Source organism: Sphingopyxis sp. PAMC25046, from assembly GCF_004795895.1.
GTDB lineage: Bacteria > Pseudomonadota > Alphaproteobacteria > Sphingomonadales > Sphingomonadaceae > Sphingopyxis.
On sequence record NZ_CP039250.1, the window covers coordinates 2,276,615 to 2,292,292 of the forward strand.

Here is a 15,678-nt window from a genome sequence, read left to right on the forward strand (position 1 = left end):
GACCCGATAATCAACAATGAAGACGAGGTAACGCGCGGCGCTCCCGCGCTTGTCATCGTGCCCGAATGGCATAGCCAGCGGCTCGCACGCGACCTCGACGCGCGCGCCGAGGAGGCGCGGGGCCTTGCGCTCGCGATCGGGCTCGACGTCGTCGCCGTTCATACGCTCCGCCTGCGCCAGACACGGGCCGCAACGCTGCTCGGCGTCGGGCAGATCGATGCGATCGCGCCCGAAATAGCGGCGAAGGGCGTCCTGCTCGTGGTGGTCGACGCGGCGCTCACCCCGATTCAGCAACGCAATCTCGAAACGGCGTTCGGTACCAAGGTGATCGATCGCACCGGCCTGATCCTCGAAATCTTCGGTGAGCGCGCCGCGACGGCCGAAGGCCGCTTGCAGGTCGAACTCGCGCATCTCGACTATCAGGCGGGGCGGCTCGTGCGCAGCTGGACCCACCTCGAGCGCCAGCGCGGCGGTTTCGGCTTCCTAGGCGGCCCCGGCGAAACGCAGATCGAGGCCGACCGGCGGATGATCCGCAACCGGATGGCGCGAATCCGGCGTAGCCTTGAGGATGCGCGCCGGACGCGCCAGCTTCAACGGTCGAAACGCCAGCGTGCACCATGGCCCGTCATTGCGCTGGTTGGCTATACCAATGCCGGAAAATCGACTTTCTTCAACAGGTTGACGGGAAGTGACGTCATGGCGGAAGATATGCTTTTCGCTACACTCGATCCGACGATGCGCGAAATCCGGCTGCCCGGCATCGACAAGGCGATCCTGTCCGACACGGTCGGTTTCGTGTCCGACCTGCCGACAGAACTCGTCGCGGCGTTCCGGGCGACGCTGGAAGAGGTCACCACCGCCGATCTGATCGTCCATGTGCGCGACATCGTCCATCCCGACAGCGAAGCGCAATATGACGATGTGCGCGCGATCCTGAGCTCGCTCGGCGCGAATGGTCCGCAGGACGGTGGGGAGGGCGATACTGCCGAAGCCATCCCGCAGATCGAAATATGGAACAAGGTCGATACCGCCGATGTCGATCGCCGGGCGATCATCGAAGAAATGGCTGCGCGACGTCCCGACGTCGCGGTCATTTCGGCGGTGACCGGTGAGGGCGTCGAGGACGCGCGCATCCTCATGGCGTCACAATTGACCGCGCGGCATCAGGTGCACCACATTCATCTGGGCTATGAGCAGGGCGAGGCGATGGCATGGCTCCATGCGCGCGGCGAAGTGCTCGCTGACGAGCCGGAGGGTGAGGGGCATGCGCTTACCGTACGGCTCGATCCCGCCGACCGGGCGCGCTTTGAACGGCTGTGGCCGAACCTCAGGGACGCTCCGACAGCTTGACCGCCTGCCAATGCGCTTCCTGGGCGTCGAGCGACAGGCCCGTCAGCGTACCGCCTGCGCGGTCTTCCATGGCCGCGAAGCGGCGCGCGAACTTGGCATTGGCATCGCGCAACGCGCCTTCGGCATCGACACTTAGCTTGCGCGCGTAGTTGACGACGGCAAACAACAAGTCACCTATTTCTTCGTGACGCTCGCTGTCATCACTTGCACCCGCGACTTCGGCCAGTTCTTCGGCGATCTTGTCGCGCGGTCCGTCGGTATCGGGCCAGTCGAAACCGACGCGCGCGGCGCGGCCTTGTAGCTTCTGGGCGCGGAGCAAGGCCGGTAGCGCCAGCGCGACGCCCGCCAGCGCGCCGCTTGGCCCATCGGCGGCGCGTTCGTCGGCCTTGATCGCTTCCCATTGCCGGCGGACATCGTCGGTCTTGCCGTCGCCGAAGATGTGCGGATGGCGGCGTTCCATCTTGTCGCTGATCGTATTGGCGACATCGTCGAAACCGAACAGGCCGTCGTCGGTCGCGATTTGGCTATGGAACACGACCTGAAGCAGAAGGTCGCCGAGTTCGTCGCGGATCGCGGCAGGATCGCCGCCGGCGATCGCGTCGGAAACTTCATAGGCTTCCTCGATCGTATAAGGCGCGATCGTCGAAAAATTCTGCGCGAGATCCCATTCGCAACCGCCGTCGGGATTGCGCAACTGGCGCATGATGACGAGCAAGCGGTCGATGGGGGATTGGTTCGCCGTTTCAGGCATATTATTATCCGATAATATATATTATGTTAAATACAATTCAATGAGTATGTGAAACGGACGGCATTCCATCCACTCATAGGTCCCCCGTCTAAAATCGCCTCTTGCGACAGTAAAGCCTGAGCACTCATGTCTCCTGACGAATGCTATCGCTGCTGGACCCATCCGGCGTCCCGCGCCGCCCGTTCGGACCGAGCATCGAGCGCGTCGCGCTTCATCATGGCCGCCGCCGCTGCGGCAAGTTCGCCCGATGAAGCCTGCCGGTAATCGCCGCGCGTCTGGCCCGGCAATGTCCTTTCGATCTGCCAGCGTTCCTGCTCGCGGCACCCGATGCCGTCGATCGCGCGGCTTTCGAAGCTGCGGCAATAGCGTCCGGCCTTGTCCTCGAAGCTCAGGACGATCCGCACCGCGGGATCGCCGCGCTGGGTCGAGACGAGCTGCGTATCGAGCGCCTCGGCGAGCGGACCCGCCGCGACCAGCGTGCCATTGTCGATCGCGACATCCGCGGCAGGCATCCATGGCCGCAGCCCGACCGTTAGGCCGAGTATGAGCGAGGCGGCGATAGCGCCCCAATGGATGCCGCTGAAGCGCGCCCGCCCGGCGCTACGGCGATCGGCCAGACTGGTATCAACCTTGTCATCGACTGCGTCATCGACCGCGAGCAGCGACCGGAGCCGTTCAGGAACCGCTTCTGTCGTGACGGGCGCATAATGCGCCGTCAACTGCGCCTTGAGCGTGCGGTGACGTGCGATCTCGGCCGCGAGCACCGCGTCGGTGGTTGCCTTGCGCTCGATCCGGCGCGCTGTCAGGTCGTCGAGTTCGCCGTCGACGAAAGCGGCAACGGTGGCGGGATCAAAGCTCATGCTGCTTCTCCGAGATAGAACATCAATGCCTCGCGCCCACGCGCAAGCCGCGAGGTGACGGTGCCGACCGGCACGTCGAGTATCTCCGCGGCTTCGCGATAAGCATAGCCTTCGACGAGTATGAGCATCACCACTTCGCGCTGTTCGTCTGGAAGCCGGGCCATGGCACTATCAACATCGCCGCGGAGCGCTACCGCCTCGACTTCGGCCGCCCCTTCGCCGGCGACTTGCGTGACCGCATCGTCGATCGGGGCGTGAACGCCGCGCCGGCCTGCCGCGCGGCGCTCGTCGATCCAGAGATTGCGGGTGATGCGGTACATCCAGCTGTCCAGTCTCGTTCCTCGTTGCCATTGGTCACGCGATTTCAGCGCGCGCTCGATCGCCGCCTGGCACAAATCGTCGGCATCGCTTTGATGACGCGTCAATCCGCGTGCGAAACGTCGCAGGCGTGGCAGCAATTCGACCAGATCCTCTTCGAAGCGCATATTTGCCTTTTCGCTGTGTCCGAGGAAGAAACGACGCCACCCTATCGTTTCTTCCGCAGGATGCTAAATTTTTCGGACGCGATTGGTCACCCTGCCTTTCCGTTCGACGATATGAGGAGCCTCGATGCGCATCTTTGTCGCCCTGCCCGTGATGTTCTCGCTTTTGTGCGCGGGAATTGCAGTGCGTGTCGACGCCCAGATCGCGCTGCCATCGGTCCAGCTGCCCGACACGTCTCGCACGCTGCCTTCGCTGCCGGACATCGTCGCCGAGCCATTGCAGGCTGCGGGCGACACGCTCGCACGGGTACGGCTCGACCGGATCGACAGGCTGCTTCACGACAATCGCGACCGGATCGAGCCCGACCGCAACGGCCAGCCCGCCGTGCGCGGCATACTCGTCGCCACGGGGGTCGACGAGGCGATGATCGCGCGCGCTGCCCAGGAAGGATTCCGACTGATCGACCGCGATCGCATCGAAGGCATCGATCTCGACATCGTTCGTTTCGCCGTTCCCGACGGGCGTAGCTTGGTTCGTGCACAAAAACGTCTCGCCAAGCTGCTCCCCGATGCCGAAGTCGATGCCGATCATATCTATTTCGCGAGCGGCCCAGGCGGCGCACTGCCGGCCGCCGCATTGGCGACGGCAGCGTCGCCCGGCCAAACCCGGCTCGGACTGATCGACGGCGGCGTTGCCGCGCATCCGTCGGTCGCGGGCCGCGTCGAGCAGCGCGGCTTCGCTGCCGGCGCCCCGCAGGCAAGCCGCCATGGGACCGCCGTGGCGTCACTGCTGATCGGCAGTGGGCGAGTGCGCGGCGCGGCTTCGGGGCAGAGGCTTCTTGCCGCCGATGTTTACGGCTCCGATCCGGCGGGCGGCAATGCGAGCGCCATCGTACGTGCGCTCGGCTGGCTGGTTCAGCACGGCGTTGCGGTGACGACGATCAGCCTCGTCGGGCCCGACAACAAGCTGCTGGCAGCCGCGGTGTCGCGCGCGCAGCAGCACGGCATGCTGATCGTCGCGGCGGTCGGCAACGACGGCCCCGCCGCCCCGCCCGCCTACCCCGCCTCCTATAAGGGCGTATTTGCCGTGACCGGAGTCGATACCAAGAATCGCGCCTTGCCCGAAGCTGGCCGCGCGCTCCACCTCGACTTCGCGGCGCCGGGCGATGCCGTGCTTGCCGCGACCGGGCTCGACACAACCGACCGCCTGCGGGGCACCTCTTTCGCTGCGCCCTTGGTGGCCGGGCGCCTCGCCCTTCGCTATCCCGCGCCGGCGATCGACCGGATCGGACCCGCGGTTTCCGCGCTGGTCTTCGAAGCGCGCGACCTTGGCAAAAAAGGTCGCGATAAAATCTATGGCCACGGCCTGATTTGCGGGGATTGCGGCGGCCGCTGACCCGCCCGGCATGTTTTTCGGAAGAAATTCGAACGCGCCATCGTTCTTCCTTCAGGCCCTCCCCTCCGGGCCGCAGATGAAGGAGAAGGATAATGGCACATCGTATTTTCATGCCGGCGCTCGCGCTCGCCGCGTCGGCTATCGCATTTTCGACCCCCGCCGCGGCGCAGCTGCTCGGCGGCAGCGGTGGGTTAGGCGGCGGCTTGGGCGGAACGATCGGAGGCACGCTGGGCAATCCCACCGGGCCGATCGGCGGGACGCTTGGCACCGCGAGCGACATCACCGGGTCGGGCCGCGGCGACGCCAATGTCGATCGCCGCTCGGGCCGGGTTCAGGGCAAGGGCCGCGCCGATGCGAACGGCAAGGGTTCGGCCGATGGCGACGCGAATCTGCTCGGCCGCACGGTCGGCGGCAGCGCCAGCGGTTCGGGTTCGGCATCGGGTAGCGGCAGCCTCGACGCGCAAGCCGTCGGCACCGATTTCGTCGGTCAGACCGCGCGTGGCGCCGTCAGCACGGCCCGCGGTGCCGCTTCGACCGCTACCGACACCGCGCGCGGTGCGGTCGGGACTGTCCGTGATCGGGCCGGCGGCGCGCTGTCAGACGTCTCAGGCAGTGCCAGCGGCGCCGGCTCGATCGCGGGCAGCTTCCAGGGCAGCCTCGGCCAGCTTGCCGCCGCGGGTAGCGGCGCAGCCAGCGGCAACGGCATGTTCGCGATCGCTCCGGGCATGCCGGTCACCGACCCGCGCGGCAAGGTGATCGGTCACGTCCAGAACCTGCGCCAAACCGGTCGCGGCGTCGTTCAGGCGGTGACGGTCGAAGTGGGTGACCGGGTCGCGACGCTGCCCGCCGCGAACTTTACGGGCTCGGGTGACGTGCTCGTGACCGGGATGACGAAAGGCCAGCTCAAGAACGCGGCCGAACAACAGGAAAACGGCGAGTAACCGATGGAATGGGGCGATCGGCGATGACCCCAATGCCGCCGATCGACAACTGGGCGGGCCGCCACGCGGCCCGCCCTCTTTATGTCACCGTCTGCCACGTCCAGATCACGAGGAAAACGAGGCCGAATATCGCGACCCATGCGAGCGCCATCTTGAGCCAGTCGGCCATCGGTAACCGGCGCGCGAGCAACGAGCTTAGCACCAGCGCGAATGCGCCGGCGAACCACAGCGTCTGGACGAAGGTATCACCACTCATAGCTGGACCTCCAACCCGTCATAGCCCGGTTCGACCCCCACGGGCAATTCGGCCGCAAGGTCCTCATAATCCATTGTATTGTCCATATGCGTGATGATCGCGCGCGGATTTCCGACCTTGGCCAGCCCCTCGAGGGTCATCTGAAGGTGCGGATGCGTTGGGTGGGGGTAGCGGCGCAGCGCGTCGATGACGAACAGGTCGACGCCTTGGAAAAAATCGACCATTTCATCCGTAAACTTCGAAAAATCAGTGGCATATGCGATCCTGTGAGCGCCATCGCTGAAGATCAGCCCGCTCGCCTTGATCGGCCCGTGCGGCATCTCGATCGCCGATACTTCGATCGGGCCGATCGACTGATGATCGTGGAGATCGATCGGATCGACCGAAGCCGGATAGCCTGCATTGCCGACGAAAGCGTAAGTGAAGCGCCACTTCAATATGTCGAGGACATGATCGCGAGCGTAGACCGGAACCGCCGAGCGGCGCAGGTGCATGACCTGGCGCAGATCGTCGAGACCATGGGTGTGATCGGCATGCTCGTGCGTCCAGATAACGGCGTCGATCTCGCCCACGCCTGCGTCGAGGAGCTGCAGCCGCATATCGGGGCTGGTGTCGACAAGAATCCGAAAGCCGCCGAGCGACACCATGATCGACGCGCGGCTGCGCAGGTTGCGGGGATTATCGGGATCGCACTGCCCCCAATCATTGCCGATCCGCGGCACGCCCGACGACGTACCGCAACCCAGAATTCTCAGCTTCATTGGGCGCGCGACGTCATGGTGCCGCCTTGTTGAAAAGCGCATAGAAATTGGCGCTCGTTGCGGCTGCCAGCGCATCGTTTTCCTCGCCGCGCAGGTCGGCGAGGAAGGCGAGCGTGTCGGCGACGAAGGCGGGCTCGCCAGGCTTGCCCCGGTGCGGGACGGGAGCAAGGAAGGGGGAATCCGTTTCGATCAGCAGCCGATCCTGCGGCAACCATTTGGCGGTCGCCTGAAGGTCCGCAGCGTTCTTGAACGTCACGATTCCCGAAATCGAAATGTAGAGGCCAAGATCGAGCGCCTTCCGCGCGAAATCGTCGCTCGCCGTGAAACAGTGGATCACGCCGGGGAAGCTCGCCCGCCCCATCTCCTCGCCAAGCATCGCCAGCGTATCCGCCTCGGCATCGCGCGTATGCACGATGATCGGCAGGCGAGTCTGCTGCGAGGCATGGATATGGCGGCGGAAACTATCCTGTTGGCGCGCCCGGTCGCTCTTGTCGTAATAATAGTCGAGCCCGGTTTCGCCGATGCCGATCACGCGCGGGTGCGCGGCGCGTTCGACCAGCTTGGCGGTGTCGACGTCGGGATGATGGTCGGCATCGTGCGGATGGATGCCGACGCTGGCCCAGACATCGTCGTTCGCCTCGGCCGCGGCGAGCACCTCGTCCCATTCGCTTTCACGCGTCGCGATGTTGAGCATCGCGGTAACGCCCTTCTCCCGCGCGCGCGCCAGCACGTCGCCCTGTTGCTCGGCAAGCCCCTTGTAATTGAGGTGGCAGTGCGAATCGACGAGCATCAGGCCTCCCCTTCCCCTTCACCCTCGGGCAATTCGAGGCGCGGAAAGATCGGCACGGGTTGGCCGACTGCGAAGCCGCTCGCCACCAGCTTCGCGAACCAGTCGGTGTCAGCTAGCGCCCCAAAATCACGCGCATCCTCGGCGATGCCCATCTGATCGAGTAGTTTGTCGGCGGCTGCAGGCACCACCGGACGGATCGCGATCGCGAGCGTGCGGACTGCCCGAAACAGCGTCATCAGTACCGCGCGCATGCGTTCGGGGTCGGTCTTGCGCAGCGCCCAGGGCGCCTGCGTATCGACATATTGGTTGCAGGCGAAGACGGCGCGGATCCAGTCTTCGATGCCCACCGAAAAGGCGAGCTGCTCGAATTCGCGCGGCAGGCGGACCGCCGCCATGTCGACGAGTTCGGCCAGCAGGTCGATATCCTCCTCAGCCGGTGTATCGTCGTCCGAAAGTTTGCCATCCAAATTCTTGAAAATCATTGACAAGCTGCGCTGCGCGAGATTGCCGAAGCTGTTCGCAAGGTCGGCGTTCGCGGTGCGCACGATCGCTTCGGCCGAATAGCTGCCGTCCTGACCGAAGCTGACTTCGCGGAGCAAATAATAACGTAGTGGATCGACGCCGAACCGGTCGGCGAGCGCCATCGGGTCCACGACGTTGCCGAGCGACTTCGACATCTTTTCCCCGCGATTGAGCAGGAAGCCGTGGCCGAACACCTGCTTCGGCAGCGGCAAATCCGCACTCATCAGGAAGGCCGGCCAGTAAACGGCATGAAAACGCACGATATCCTTGCCGATCATATGGATGTTCGCTGGCCAGAATGTCCCGAAGTCGCTGGCGGGATCGGGATAGCCGAGCCCCGAGAGATAAGTGGTCAGCGCGTCGACCCATACATACATTACATGTCCCGGCGATCCCGGTACCGGCACGCCCCAGTCGAAACTGGTGCGCGAGACGCTGAGATCCTTGAGTCCGCCTTCGACGAAGCGCAACACCTCGTTCAGCCGGCTTTCGGGCCGAATGAAATCAGGTTGCTCGCTGTAGAGCGCGAGCAACCGGTCCTGATAGTTCGACAGGCGGAAGAACCAGCTTTCCTCGACGGTCCATTCGACCGGCGTCCCCTGCGGCGACAGACGCACGCCACCCTCCCCGTCCGAGAGCTCGCTTTCGTCGTAGAAAGCCTCGTCGCGAACTGAATACCAGCCTTCATAGCGATCGAGATAGAGGTCACCCTTCGCCTCCATCGCTTTCCAGATCGCCTGCGACGCAGCATGATGCGCGGCGTCGGATGTGCGCATGAAATTGTCATAGCCGATATTCAGCTTGGCGTACATCTCACGGAAATATCCAGACATTTCATCGGCGAGATCGATCGTCGCGCGGCCTTGGTCGCGCGCCGTCTGGAACATCTTCAGCCCATGTTCGTCGGTGCCGGTGACGAGCCGCACGTCGCGGCCGCGCGCACGCTGGAAACGCGCCATGACATCGGTTGCAATCGCCTCATAGGCGTGGCCGATATGCGGGCGGCCGTTGGGATAGCTGATCGCGGTGGTGATGTAGAAAGGTTCGCTATTTTCGGACATGCGCGCGCCTTAGCCGCTGGCGCGCGGAAGGGAAAGCGTCAGCGTGCCGCCCGCTCGGCCCGCGGTGCCAATTCGGCCAGACAGTTGCCGATCTCGAAACCGACCATCGCGCCGTCATATGATCCGCGGATCGCATCGCGAACGGTGCGCTGAACGCGTTCCCACTGGGTGAGGATGGGTGCGATTTCGGCAATCGGGCGCTCGCGCGCGATACGCGAGAGCAGGCCCGGCACGATATCGATGACCAGTTCGAGACGCGCTCGATTGCTGGTGCCGCCGACCTCGCGCGCAAGCGCTTCGCGCAGCCGGTTCTCCGGATCGCCGCTCGCCGCGATCGCGAGCAACTTCTTTTCCATGACCGCGACATCGCTATCGACGAGTGCGAGGGCCTTGCCAGGAACGCCGCCCGATGCGGCAACGATCGCGCGGACCTCCTCCATCTCGATCATCGGGCGCAGATCGTGCAACCATGTTGTCATGACGTCACGCGCAACGGGCTGAAAACGAAGGGTTCTGCACCGCGAGCGGATCGTGGGTAGCAAGCGTCCGGGCGAGTGGCTGACAAGCAGGAAAAGGGTTTTTGCCGGGGGCTCCTCGAGCGTTTTCAGCAGCGCATTGGCGCCGTCGGTCTCGAGGTCGTCGACCGCATCGACAATGATCACCCGCCACTCGCCGAGCGACAAGGACAGATGCAGGCGGCGGATCATCTGCCGAACCTGTTCGATCGTGATATTCCGCGCGAGTTCCTTGGCCTTGTCCTTCGGCTGCCGCGCGAGGCGCAGGATTTCGGGGTGGTTCCCCGCGTCTACCAATCGTGCCGACGCATCGTCGCCGCGATCGTCGAGCGCGAGCGCCTGAGCTTCGCAGCTGCGCCCGTGGGTAACGAGAAAACGGGCGACACGCTCGGCAAAAGCCCCCTTCCCCATCCCCTGCGGCCCTGCGAGCAGCCAGGCATGATGGACGCGGCCGCCCTGCCACGCTTCGAGAAACGCCTTTTCGGCCTCCCGATGCCCGATCATGACAGCCATTCCGCAAGGTCCGCGAGGATCGCTTCCGTCACCTCTTCGGCGCGCCTGTCGGCGTCGATGATCTGCCAGCGTCCTGCTTCGGCCGCGGCCATTTCGACGAAGCGCGCGGCGAGGCGCGCCTGATAGTCGAGGGGCTTGTTCCCCATGCGGTCGCTGCCGCCACGCTCGACGAGGCGGCGCGCCGCCTCGTCCGGGCTGACCGTGAGCAGGAAGGTGCGGTCGGGCAACAGCCCTTCCGAACCGAAGCGGTGCAGCGCAAGCAGATCGGCGTCGGTGATCCCGCCGCCGCCGCCCTGATAGGCGCGGCTCGAATCGACGAAGCGGTCGCACAGCACCCAGGCCCCCCGAGCCAGTGCCGGACGGATCGTGCGCGCGACATGGTCGGCGCGCGCGGCGGCGAAGAGCAAAGCTTCGCTGCGCGCGTTCCATCGGTCGTCGCTGCCTTCCATCAACAGCGTACGGATCGCCTCGGCGCCGGGGCTGCCGCCGGGCTCGCGCGTCGCGACGACTTCGAGGCCCCGTTCTTCGAGGGCCGCCGCCAGCGCACCGATCTGCGTCGACTTGCCGACGCCCTCGCCGCCCTCCAGCGTGATGAAACGCCCGGAGGTCACTTCGCTAGCTCGCGAGGGATGAAAAGGGAAAGCGCGCCGTGCATGGACCGGCCGTAGCCCGACGGATCGGCTTTGTCATCTCGCCGCGGCAGTGCTTGTCCGGCCTTTCGCCGCAACCGATGTGTTGGTGGGTGCAAAGCCCCAGTTCATTAGCCGTTCGGCTTCGTCGCGGCGCGCCTTTGCGCTGGACAGACCGGCCACGACCATGACCAGACGGCGCCCGTCACGCTTCGCCGAGCCGAGAAAGCAATAGCCGGCTTCCGACGTATGCCCCGTTTTGAGCCCGTCGGCGCCGGCGAAACGGCCCAGAATCGGATTGCGGTTCGCCTGGATGATCGGCTGGCCGTCGGGCGATATCCCGTGCTGGAATTTCGGCATCGAGAAATAGCGGGCATAGGCATCGGGATGATCGCGGATCAGCCGACTGGCAAGCAGGACCAGATCGCCCGCGCTGACCTTGGTGATGCCGCCGTCGGGCCAGCCGCTCGCGGTGCCGAATCGGCTCGACGTCATGCCCATCTCTGCTGCCACCGCATTCATTCGCTTGACGAAAGCATCCTCGCTGCCGTCGATGCCCACAGCAAGAACCGATGCCGCATCATTCCCGGAAACGGTGATCAATCCCTTGACAAGATCATCGACGGACACCTTTTCGCCTGCACGCAGGAACATGGTGGAGCCACCTCGACGTGCACTCCATTTCTTCCATGTCGCGTCTTCGACGGTGATGAGCTTGTCGCGTGATAATTTGCCCTTCTCGATCAGGTCGAGGATGACATAGGCGGTCATAACCTTTGCCATCGACGCGGGCGCAAAACGTTTTTCGGCTCCGCGCGAGAAGAGAATCCGTCCCGAATCCAGATCCTTGAGCATCACGATGGGCGCGTCGGTTTCATAGGGCGCGCGGATGACCGGAGCGCTCTTCGGGCCGACCTCGCCAGCCGAGGTCGCCGGACTGGAAAGCGCGAGCGCCACACCCGATAAGAGGATTGCGCCGGTTCGCAATGACAGGGAGGGCTTGTTCATATCCCGCCGTCAGCGATCGCGTTGGATCAGGGCGTCGCCGAAACCTTTGGCTTTCGCCGTGGCAAGCGCGCTGCGGGCTTCGGCGTCACTGGCGAATGGCCCCATGCGCACGCGCCACAGCTTTCCGGCCTTGCTGACGTGTCCGCCGACCGATTTCGCGGCGGCATTGGCGCGGTGCTCGGTGCTGAAGGCTCCAACCTGCACGACGTAATTGCCGGTGGCAGCCGGTTTCGCGGCCTGCGCCGGTTTTGGGGTCGGCTCGACATTCGGCGCTGGCACCTTCGTGCCCGGGCTGTCGACGATGAAGCGGTCCTTGCCGGGCTTGCTGGTCGCCGATGCTGTCGCCGGACTGGCGGGTGCCGGCGCCGTCGCGGTCTTTGGCACCGGCAATTCCCTCACCTTGGCGCGGAGAATCGCCAGCAGCGATTGGGGCGTGGCGATGCGCTCGCGGACCGACTGCCCGGCACGAAGCCGTGCGCGCTCGGCGGCGGGCGGGTTCGTGCGGCGCACGCGGACCGCGGTGACGCCGTCGGTAATGCCGAGTTGCTCCGCCGCGCCGCGCGACAGGTCGATCAGGCGGTCCGTGACCATCGGGCCACGGTCGTTGACGCGAACCAGGATCGTCCGCCCGGTGTCGAGCGCGGTCACTTCGACATAGCTTGGTAGCGGCAATGTCTTGTGCGCCGCGCTGATCGCCGCCGGATTGAAGCTTTCGCTGTTTGCGGTCGGCTTTCCGGCGAGTTCGTCGGCATAGGAGCCCGCGTAGCCAACCTCGTCATAATCGGCGACATCGGTGGGCGTATAGGTCGCCCCGCCGATCTTGTAAGGCTCACCGATCACCACCGGCACATCGGCGACGCCCGCTGTAGCAGTCGCGGGCGCCGGACTTGCCGTCGGCCCACTCTTGCGTTGACCATTAAAACTACCGCAACCGGATACCAGCAACGCCGTCCCGGCCATCAGGCCCCAGCCCCTAACGATCGATTTCATCCGCCAGCAACCCCACAGACAATGCGTAAAAATTGGAACAATTATAGTCCAATATCGCACGATAGTTACCGGTCAGCAAATATGCCGTCCGGCCGGGGCCATCGGGTTCGAGCAAAGTCGCCTGCACATTGCCGTCGGGCCAGCGCCCGCTCAGCGGCTGGATGCCCGCCGCGCGCCATTCGGCCATTGAGCGCCAGCGACTGTGACGGTCGAAAACGCGCGGGCAGCGGGTCGGAGCCAGGCGATTGGCGACCGCGCCGCGATTGAAGCTCGCAGGGACGGTGACCGCTACCCCCCACGGTTGCCCGGCGCGCCAGCCGGCATTGCGGAGATAGGAGCCGATCGATTCGATCGCATCGGCTTCGCTCGACCAGATCTGCGCGACGCCGTCGCCGTCGCCGTCTTCGGCGACGCGCAGATAGACCGACGGCAGGAACTGGGGATAACCGAAGGCACCCGCCCAGCTGCCCTTTAACGCGCTGCGCGGCACGCCGCGTTCGACCATCACCATCGTCGCGATCAGCTCGGGTTCGAACAGGCTGCGGCGGCGCCCCTCATAAGCCAATGTGGCGAGCGCCTCGGGCAGGTCGAAATTGCCTGTGACCTGGCCATAGGCGGTTTCGTGGCCGTAAATGGCGATCATGATACTCGTCGGAACGCCGGTGCGCTGCTCGATGCGCGAAAGCAGCGGCAGCAACCGGTCATGGACGCGGCGTCCGCCGCCGATGCGCGCGGCATCGACATGCTTCACCCGATAAGGTGCAAAGGCCGGAATCGGCGTATTCGGACTCGGCGGGCTGCCGAGATTGTCGCGATCGAGCGCAACGACGCGGGCATTGTAGCGCAGCCCTGCCGTGACGCGGTCGAAGGTCGTGCGCGAGACGCCGCGCGCCTGCGCCTTGGGCCATAGCGACTGAACATAGGTGTCGAAGCCGGCGTCGCCGCTCTGCGCATGAAGCGGCGCTGAAGCGGTGAGCATCCATGCCGACAGGAAGGCGGCCGCGATTCCGAAAAGGCGCCCGGTTCTGAAACGAATAGCGTGCATCATGTCCCCACCCATAAGCGACGTCTCGCACAGATGCGAGCCGCTTGGCTAGGTCGCGGCGGGACGAGGCGAGTCATTCGTGCGATGGGTCGAGCGGGCAAGGTTTCGCTTGCCGCCGGGCGCCCGCGCGCTATGGCGACGGCACAAGGACAGGTGGCCGAGTGGTTTAAGGCAGCGGTCTTGAAAACCGCCGTGGGTGCAAGCTCACCGTGGGTTCGAATCCCACCCTGTCCGCCAGGTTTCAATCCCACTCTTTCCCGAACCGTTTCCGAAACCCCAGCTTAGCTGCGGGTTTGAGATGCGATTCGTATCCCTGTGCGTCCCACATGATCCAGGCCGACATTTTTGCCAATGTGGGAACAAATTTTATGATCAGAGGGATGAAAAGCACTTCGAACGGGCTGTCGCAGCCCAAGGAAAAACAGCGGCGCGTGAGTCTCGGCGACGGCCTCATGCGCCTCGAACGGCCAGGAGGCACCAGCAGCTGGGTGTGCCGGGTCCAGAGCGACGGCGTGCGCCGCGACTTCGGCCTTGGCAGTTGCCAGAAGGTCAGTCTGGCGCAGGCGCGCGAGATGACGCAGGAAATTCGCAGTCAGATCGAGACGGGCGTTGACCCGCACGTTGAGCGGCGCAAGCGACGGGCCGTGCCGACCTTCAAGGACGCCGCCGTCACAACCTACGAGATACACTCAAAGACATGGCGCAATGGCAAGCATCACGCACAATGGATGCGAACGATGGAGCTTTATGCCTTTCCGCACATCGGCAAGTTCAAGGTCGATCAAATTACCGGCCCGATGATCCGCGACTTGCTCGCGGAAATCTGGCTGGCCAAGCCCGAGACGGCGCGCCGCGTCCGGCAGCGGATCGGCGCCGTCCTCGATTGGGCGTACGCATCGGGGTATCGCGAGACCGATGCCCCGATGCGTGCCATCACGAAAGGCCTGCCCCGCCAGCCCCGCCGCGACAACCACTTTGCGGCGATGCCCTATGAAGATGTGCCGGCCTTCATACAGCGCCTGCGCGAGCGGGAATCGTTCAGCCGCCTCGCGCTCGAGTTTGCCATTTTCACCGCCGCCCGGTCGGGAGAGGTTCGCGGCGCCACATGGAGCGAGTTCGATCTGGAAAAGGGCCTGTGGAAGCTCTCCAAGGACCGGATGAAAGCCTATCGGGAGCATGTGGTTCCCCTCACCCGCCGCCCGCTGCGCATCGTCGAGCGGTGCGCGCGGTTGCGGATTAAGGGCTGCGACCTTGTCTTTCCCGGCATGCGGCGCAATCGCCCCCTGTCCGATCAGACGCTGACCAAGCTGCTCAGGGAAATGGGCGAGCCATACACTGCCCATGGGTTCCGCTCGTCGTTCCGGGATTGGGTGAGCGAGGAAACGAACCACCCGAGCGACGTCGCCGAAGCCGCCCTTGCGCATACCGTCGCAAACAAGGTCGAGGCCGCCTATCGGCGCGGCAACCTCCTCGAAAAGCGCCGCCTTATGATGGAGGATTGGGCGAACTATTGCGACGGGAGGAAGCGATGAGCCGCTACACCCGCGCGCGGCGCCACCTGCTCCGCCAATATGAGCGCGCCGTCGATCGGATCGACGAGGAGGATCGCGCGATCTTTCTCGGTCACCGCGTCGAGGAGCTTAGCTATCGCCAGCTTGCCGAGCGCCATGGCGTCAGCATAACGGAAGTCGAGGACGCGATGATACGCAGTTTGCGGGTCATCGCCCATTCGGTCGACAGGAAGAACCGCAGGTGGTGGCAATTCTGGGGACGATAGAGCCGCCTAGACCTTGCCAATCAGCCGCCAC

At 64.7% G+C, this 15,678-nt stretch carries 17 protein-coding genes and 1 tRNA gene; 6 read left to right on the forward strand and 12 right to left on the reverse strand.

Annotation, left to right across the window (positions count from 1 at the left end; translation table 11 throughout):
* Positions 1–6: 6 nt before the first annotated feature.
* Positions 7–1,350, forward strand: a complete 1,344-nt coding sequence (gene hflX / locus E5675_RS10645; RefSeq protein ID WP_210727670.1) for a GTPase HflX — start codon at positions 7–9, stop codon at positions 1,348–1,350.
* Here hflX and mazG read toward each other — a convergent pair.
* The 3 genes from mazG to E5675_RS10660 form a co-directional block, all read right to left on the reverse strand.
* On the reverse strand, positions 1,328–2,101 hold the full coding sequence (gene mazG / locus E5675_RS10650) for a nucleoside triphosphate pyrophosphohydrolase (protein ID WP_136174490.1): 774 nt from the start codon (positions 2,099–2,101) through the stop codon (positions 1,328–1,330). The two genes, hflX and mazG, sit on opposite strands and share 23 nt — an antisense overlap.
* Positions 2,102–2,244: 143 nt before the next feature.
* Positions 2,245–2,961 (reverse strand): anti-sigma factor, encoded by a 717-nt coding sequence (locus E5675_RS10655; RefSeq protein WP_136174491.1) that lies wholly within the window; start codon positions 2,959–2,961, stop codon positions 2,245–2,247.
* Complete coding sequence (locus tag E5675_RS10660; protein ID WP_136174492.1) at positions 2,958–3,446, reverse strand: RNA polymerase sigma factor; 489 nt, start codon at positions 3,444–3,446, stop codon at positions 2,958–2,960. The genes E5675_RS10655 and E5675_RS10660 overlap by 4 nt, the downstream gene beginning before the upstream one ends.
* A 124-nt stretch (positions 3,447–3,570) precedes the next feature.
* Between E5675_RS10660 and E5675_RS10665 the strand changes: the two genes are divergently transcribed.
* The gene (locus E5675_RS10665; protein ID WP_136174493.1) at positions 3,571–4,839 is read left to right on the forward strand and encodes a S8 family serine peptidase; all 1,269 of its coding nucleotides are present in this window, start codon (positions 3,571–3,573) and stop codon (positions 4,837–4,839) included.
* A 92-nt stretch (positions 4,840–4,931) separates the two neighbouring features.
* Positions 4,932–5,780 carry a hypothetical protein gene (locus E5675_RS10670; protein ID WP_136174494.1) on the forward strand — a complete coding sequence of 283 codons (849 nt, stop codon included), beginning with the start codon at positions 4,932–4,934 and terminating at the stop codon, positions 5,778–5,780.
* A gap of 79 nt (positions 5,781–5,859) precedes the next feature.
* On the opposite strand, the gene E5675_RS21485 is transcribed toward E5675_RS10670, so the two are convergent.
* The 9 genes from E5675_RS21485 to E5675_RS10710 all read right to left on the reverse strand — a co-directional run bounded on the left by E5675_RS21485 (position 5,860) and on the right by E5675_RS10710 (position 13,804).
* Positions 5,860–6,036: a hypothetical protein gene (locus E5675_RS21485; protein WP_168707846.1), complete on the reverse strand. Its 177-nt coding sequence runs from the start codon at positions 6,034–6,036 to the stop codon at positions 5,860–5,862.
* The gene (locus E5675_RS10675; protein ID WP_136174495.1) at positions 6,033–6,797 is read right to left on the reverse strand and encodes an MBL fold metallo-hydrolase; all 765 of its coding nucleotides are present in this window, start codon (positions 6,795–6,797) and stop codon (positions 6,033–6,035) included. Before E5675_RS10675 ends, E5675_RS21485 begins: the two co-directional genes overlap by 4 nt.
* A gap of 13 nt (positions 6,798–6,810) precedes the next feature.
* Positions 6,811–7,587 (reverse strand): TatD family hydrolase, encoded by a 777-nt coding sequence (locus E5675_RS10680; protein WP_136174496.1) that lies wholly within the window; start codon positions 7,585–7,587, stop codon positions 6,811–6,813.
* Entirely contained in the window at positions 7,587–9,170 is a 1,584-nt protein-coding gene (gene metG, locus E5675_RS10685; RefSeq protein ID WP_136174497.1) for a methionine--tRNA ligase, read from the reverse strand. The genes E5675_RS10680 and metG overlap by 1 nt, the downstream gene beginning before the upstream one ends.
* Before the next feature lie 38 nt (positions 9,171–9,208).
* Complete coding sequence (locus tag E5675_RS10690) at positions 9,209–10,189, reverse strand: DNA polymerase III subunit delta' (protein WP_247594572.1); 981 nt, start codon at positions 10,187–10,189, stop codon at positions 9,209–9,211.
* Positions 10,186–10,809: a dTMP kinase gene (gene tmk / locus E5675_RS10695; RefSeq protein ID WP_136174499.1), complete on the reverse strand. Its 624-nt coding sequence runs from the start codon at positions 10,807–10,809 to the stop codon at positions 10,186–10,188. Before tmk ends, E5675_RS10690 begins: the two co-directional genes overlap by 4 nt.
* A 75-nt stretch (positions 10,810–10,884) precedes the next feature.
* Entirely contained in the window at positions 10,885–11,835 is a 951-nt protein-coding gene (locus E5675_RS10700; RefSeq protein WP_136174500.1) for a D-alanyl-D-alanine carboxypeptidase family protein, read from the reverse strand.
* Positions 11,836–11,844: 9 nt separating this feature from the next.
* Positions 11,845–12,825: a septal ring lytic transglycosylase RlpA family protein gene (locus E5675_RS10705; RefSeq protein ID WP_136174501.1), complete on the reverse strand. Its 981-nt coding sequence runs from the start codon at positions 12,823–12,825 to the stop codon at positions 11,845–11,847.
* A complete protein-coding gene (locus E5675_RS10710) occupies positions 12,809–13,804 on the reverse strand; it encodes a lytic murein transglycosylase (RefSeq protein ID WP_247594880.1) in 996 nt (331 codons plus the stop codon). The genes E5675_RS10705 and E5675_RS10710 overlap by 17 nt, the downstream gene beginning before the upstream one ends.
* 213 nt (positions 13,805–14,017) lie before the next feature.
* Between E5675_RS10710 and E5675_RS10715 the strand changes: the two genes are divergently transcribed.
* The 3 genes from E5675_RS10715 (at position 14,018) to E5675_RS10725 (ending at position 15,647) form a co-directional block, all read left to right on the forward strand.
* Positions 14,018–14,107: transfer RNA gene (locus E5675_RS10715), tRNA-Ser, on the forward strand.
* Positions 14,108–14,196: 89 nt separating this feature from the next.
* Positions 14,197–15,402, forward strand: coding sequence for a site-specific integrase (locus E5675_RS10720; RefSeq protein ID WP_247594573.1), 1,206 nt, complete (start codon positions 14,197–14,199; stop codon positions 15,400–15,402).
* Complete coding sequence (locus E5675_RS10725) at positions 15,399–15,647, forward strand: sigma factor-like helix-turn-helix DNA-binding protein (RefSeq protein WP_136174502.1); 249 nt, start codon at positions 15,399–15,401, stop codon at positions 15,645–15,647. Before E5675_RS10720 ends, E5675_RS10725 begins: the two co-directional genes overlap by 4 nt.
* The last annotated feature ends 31 nt before the right edge of the window (positions 15,648–15,678 follow it).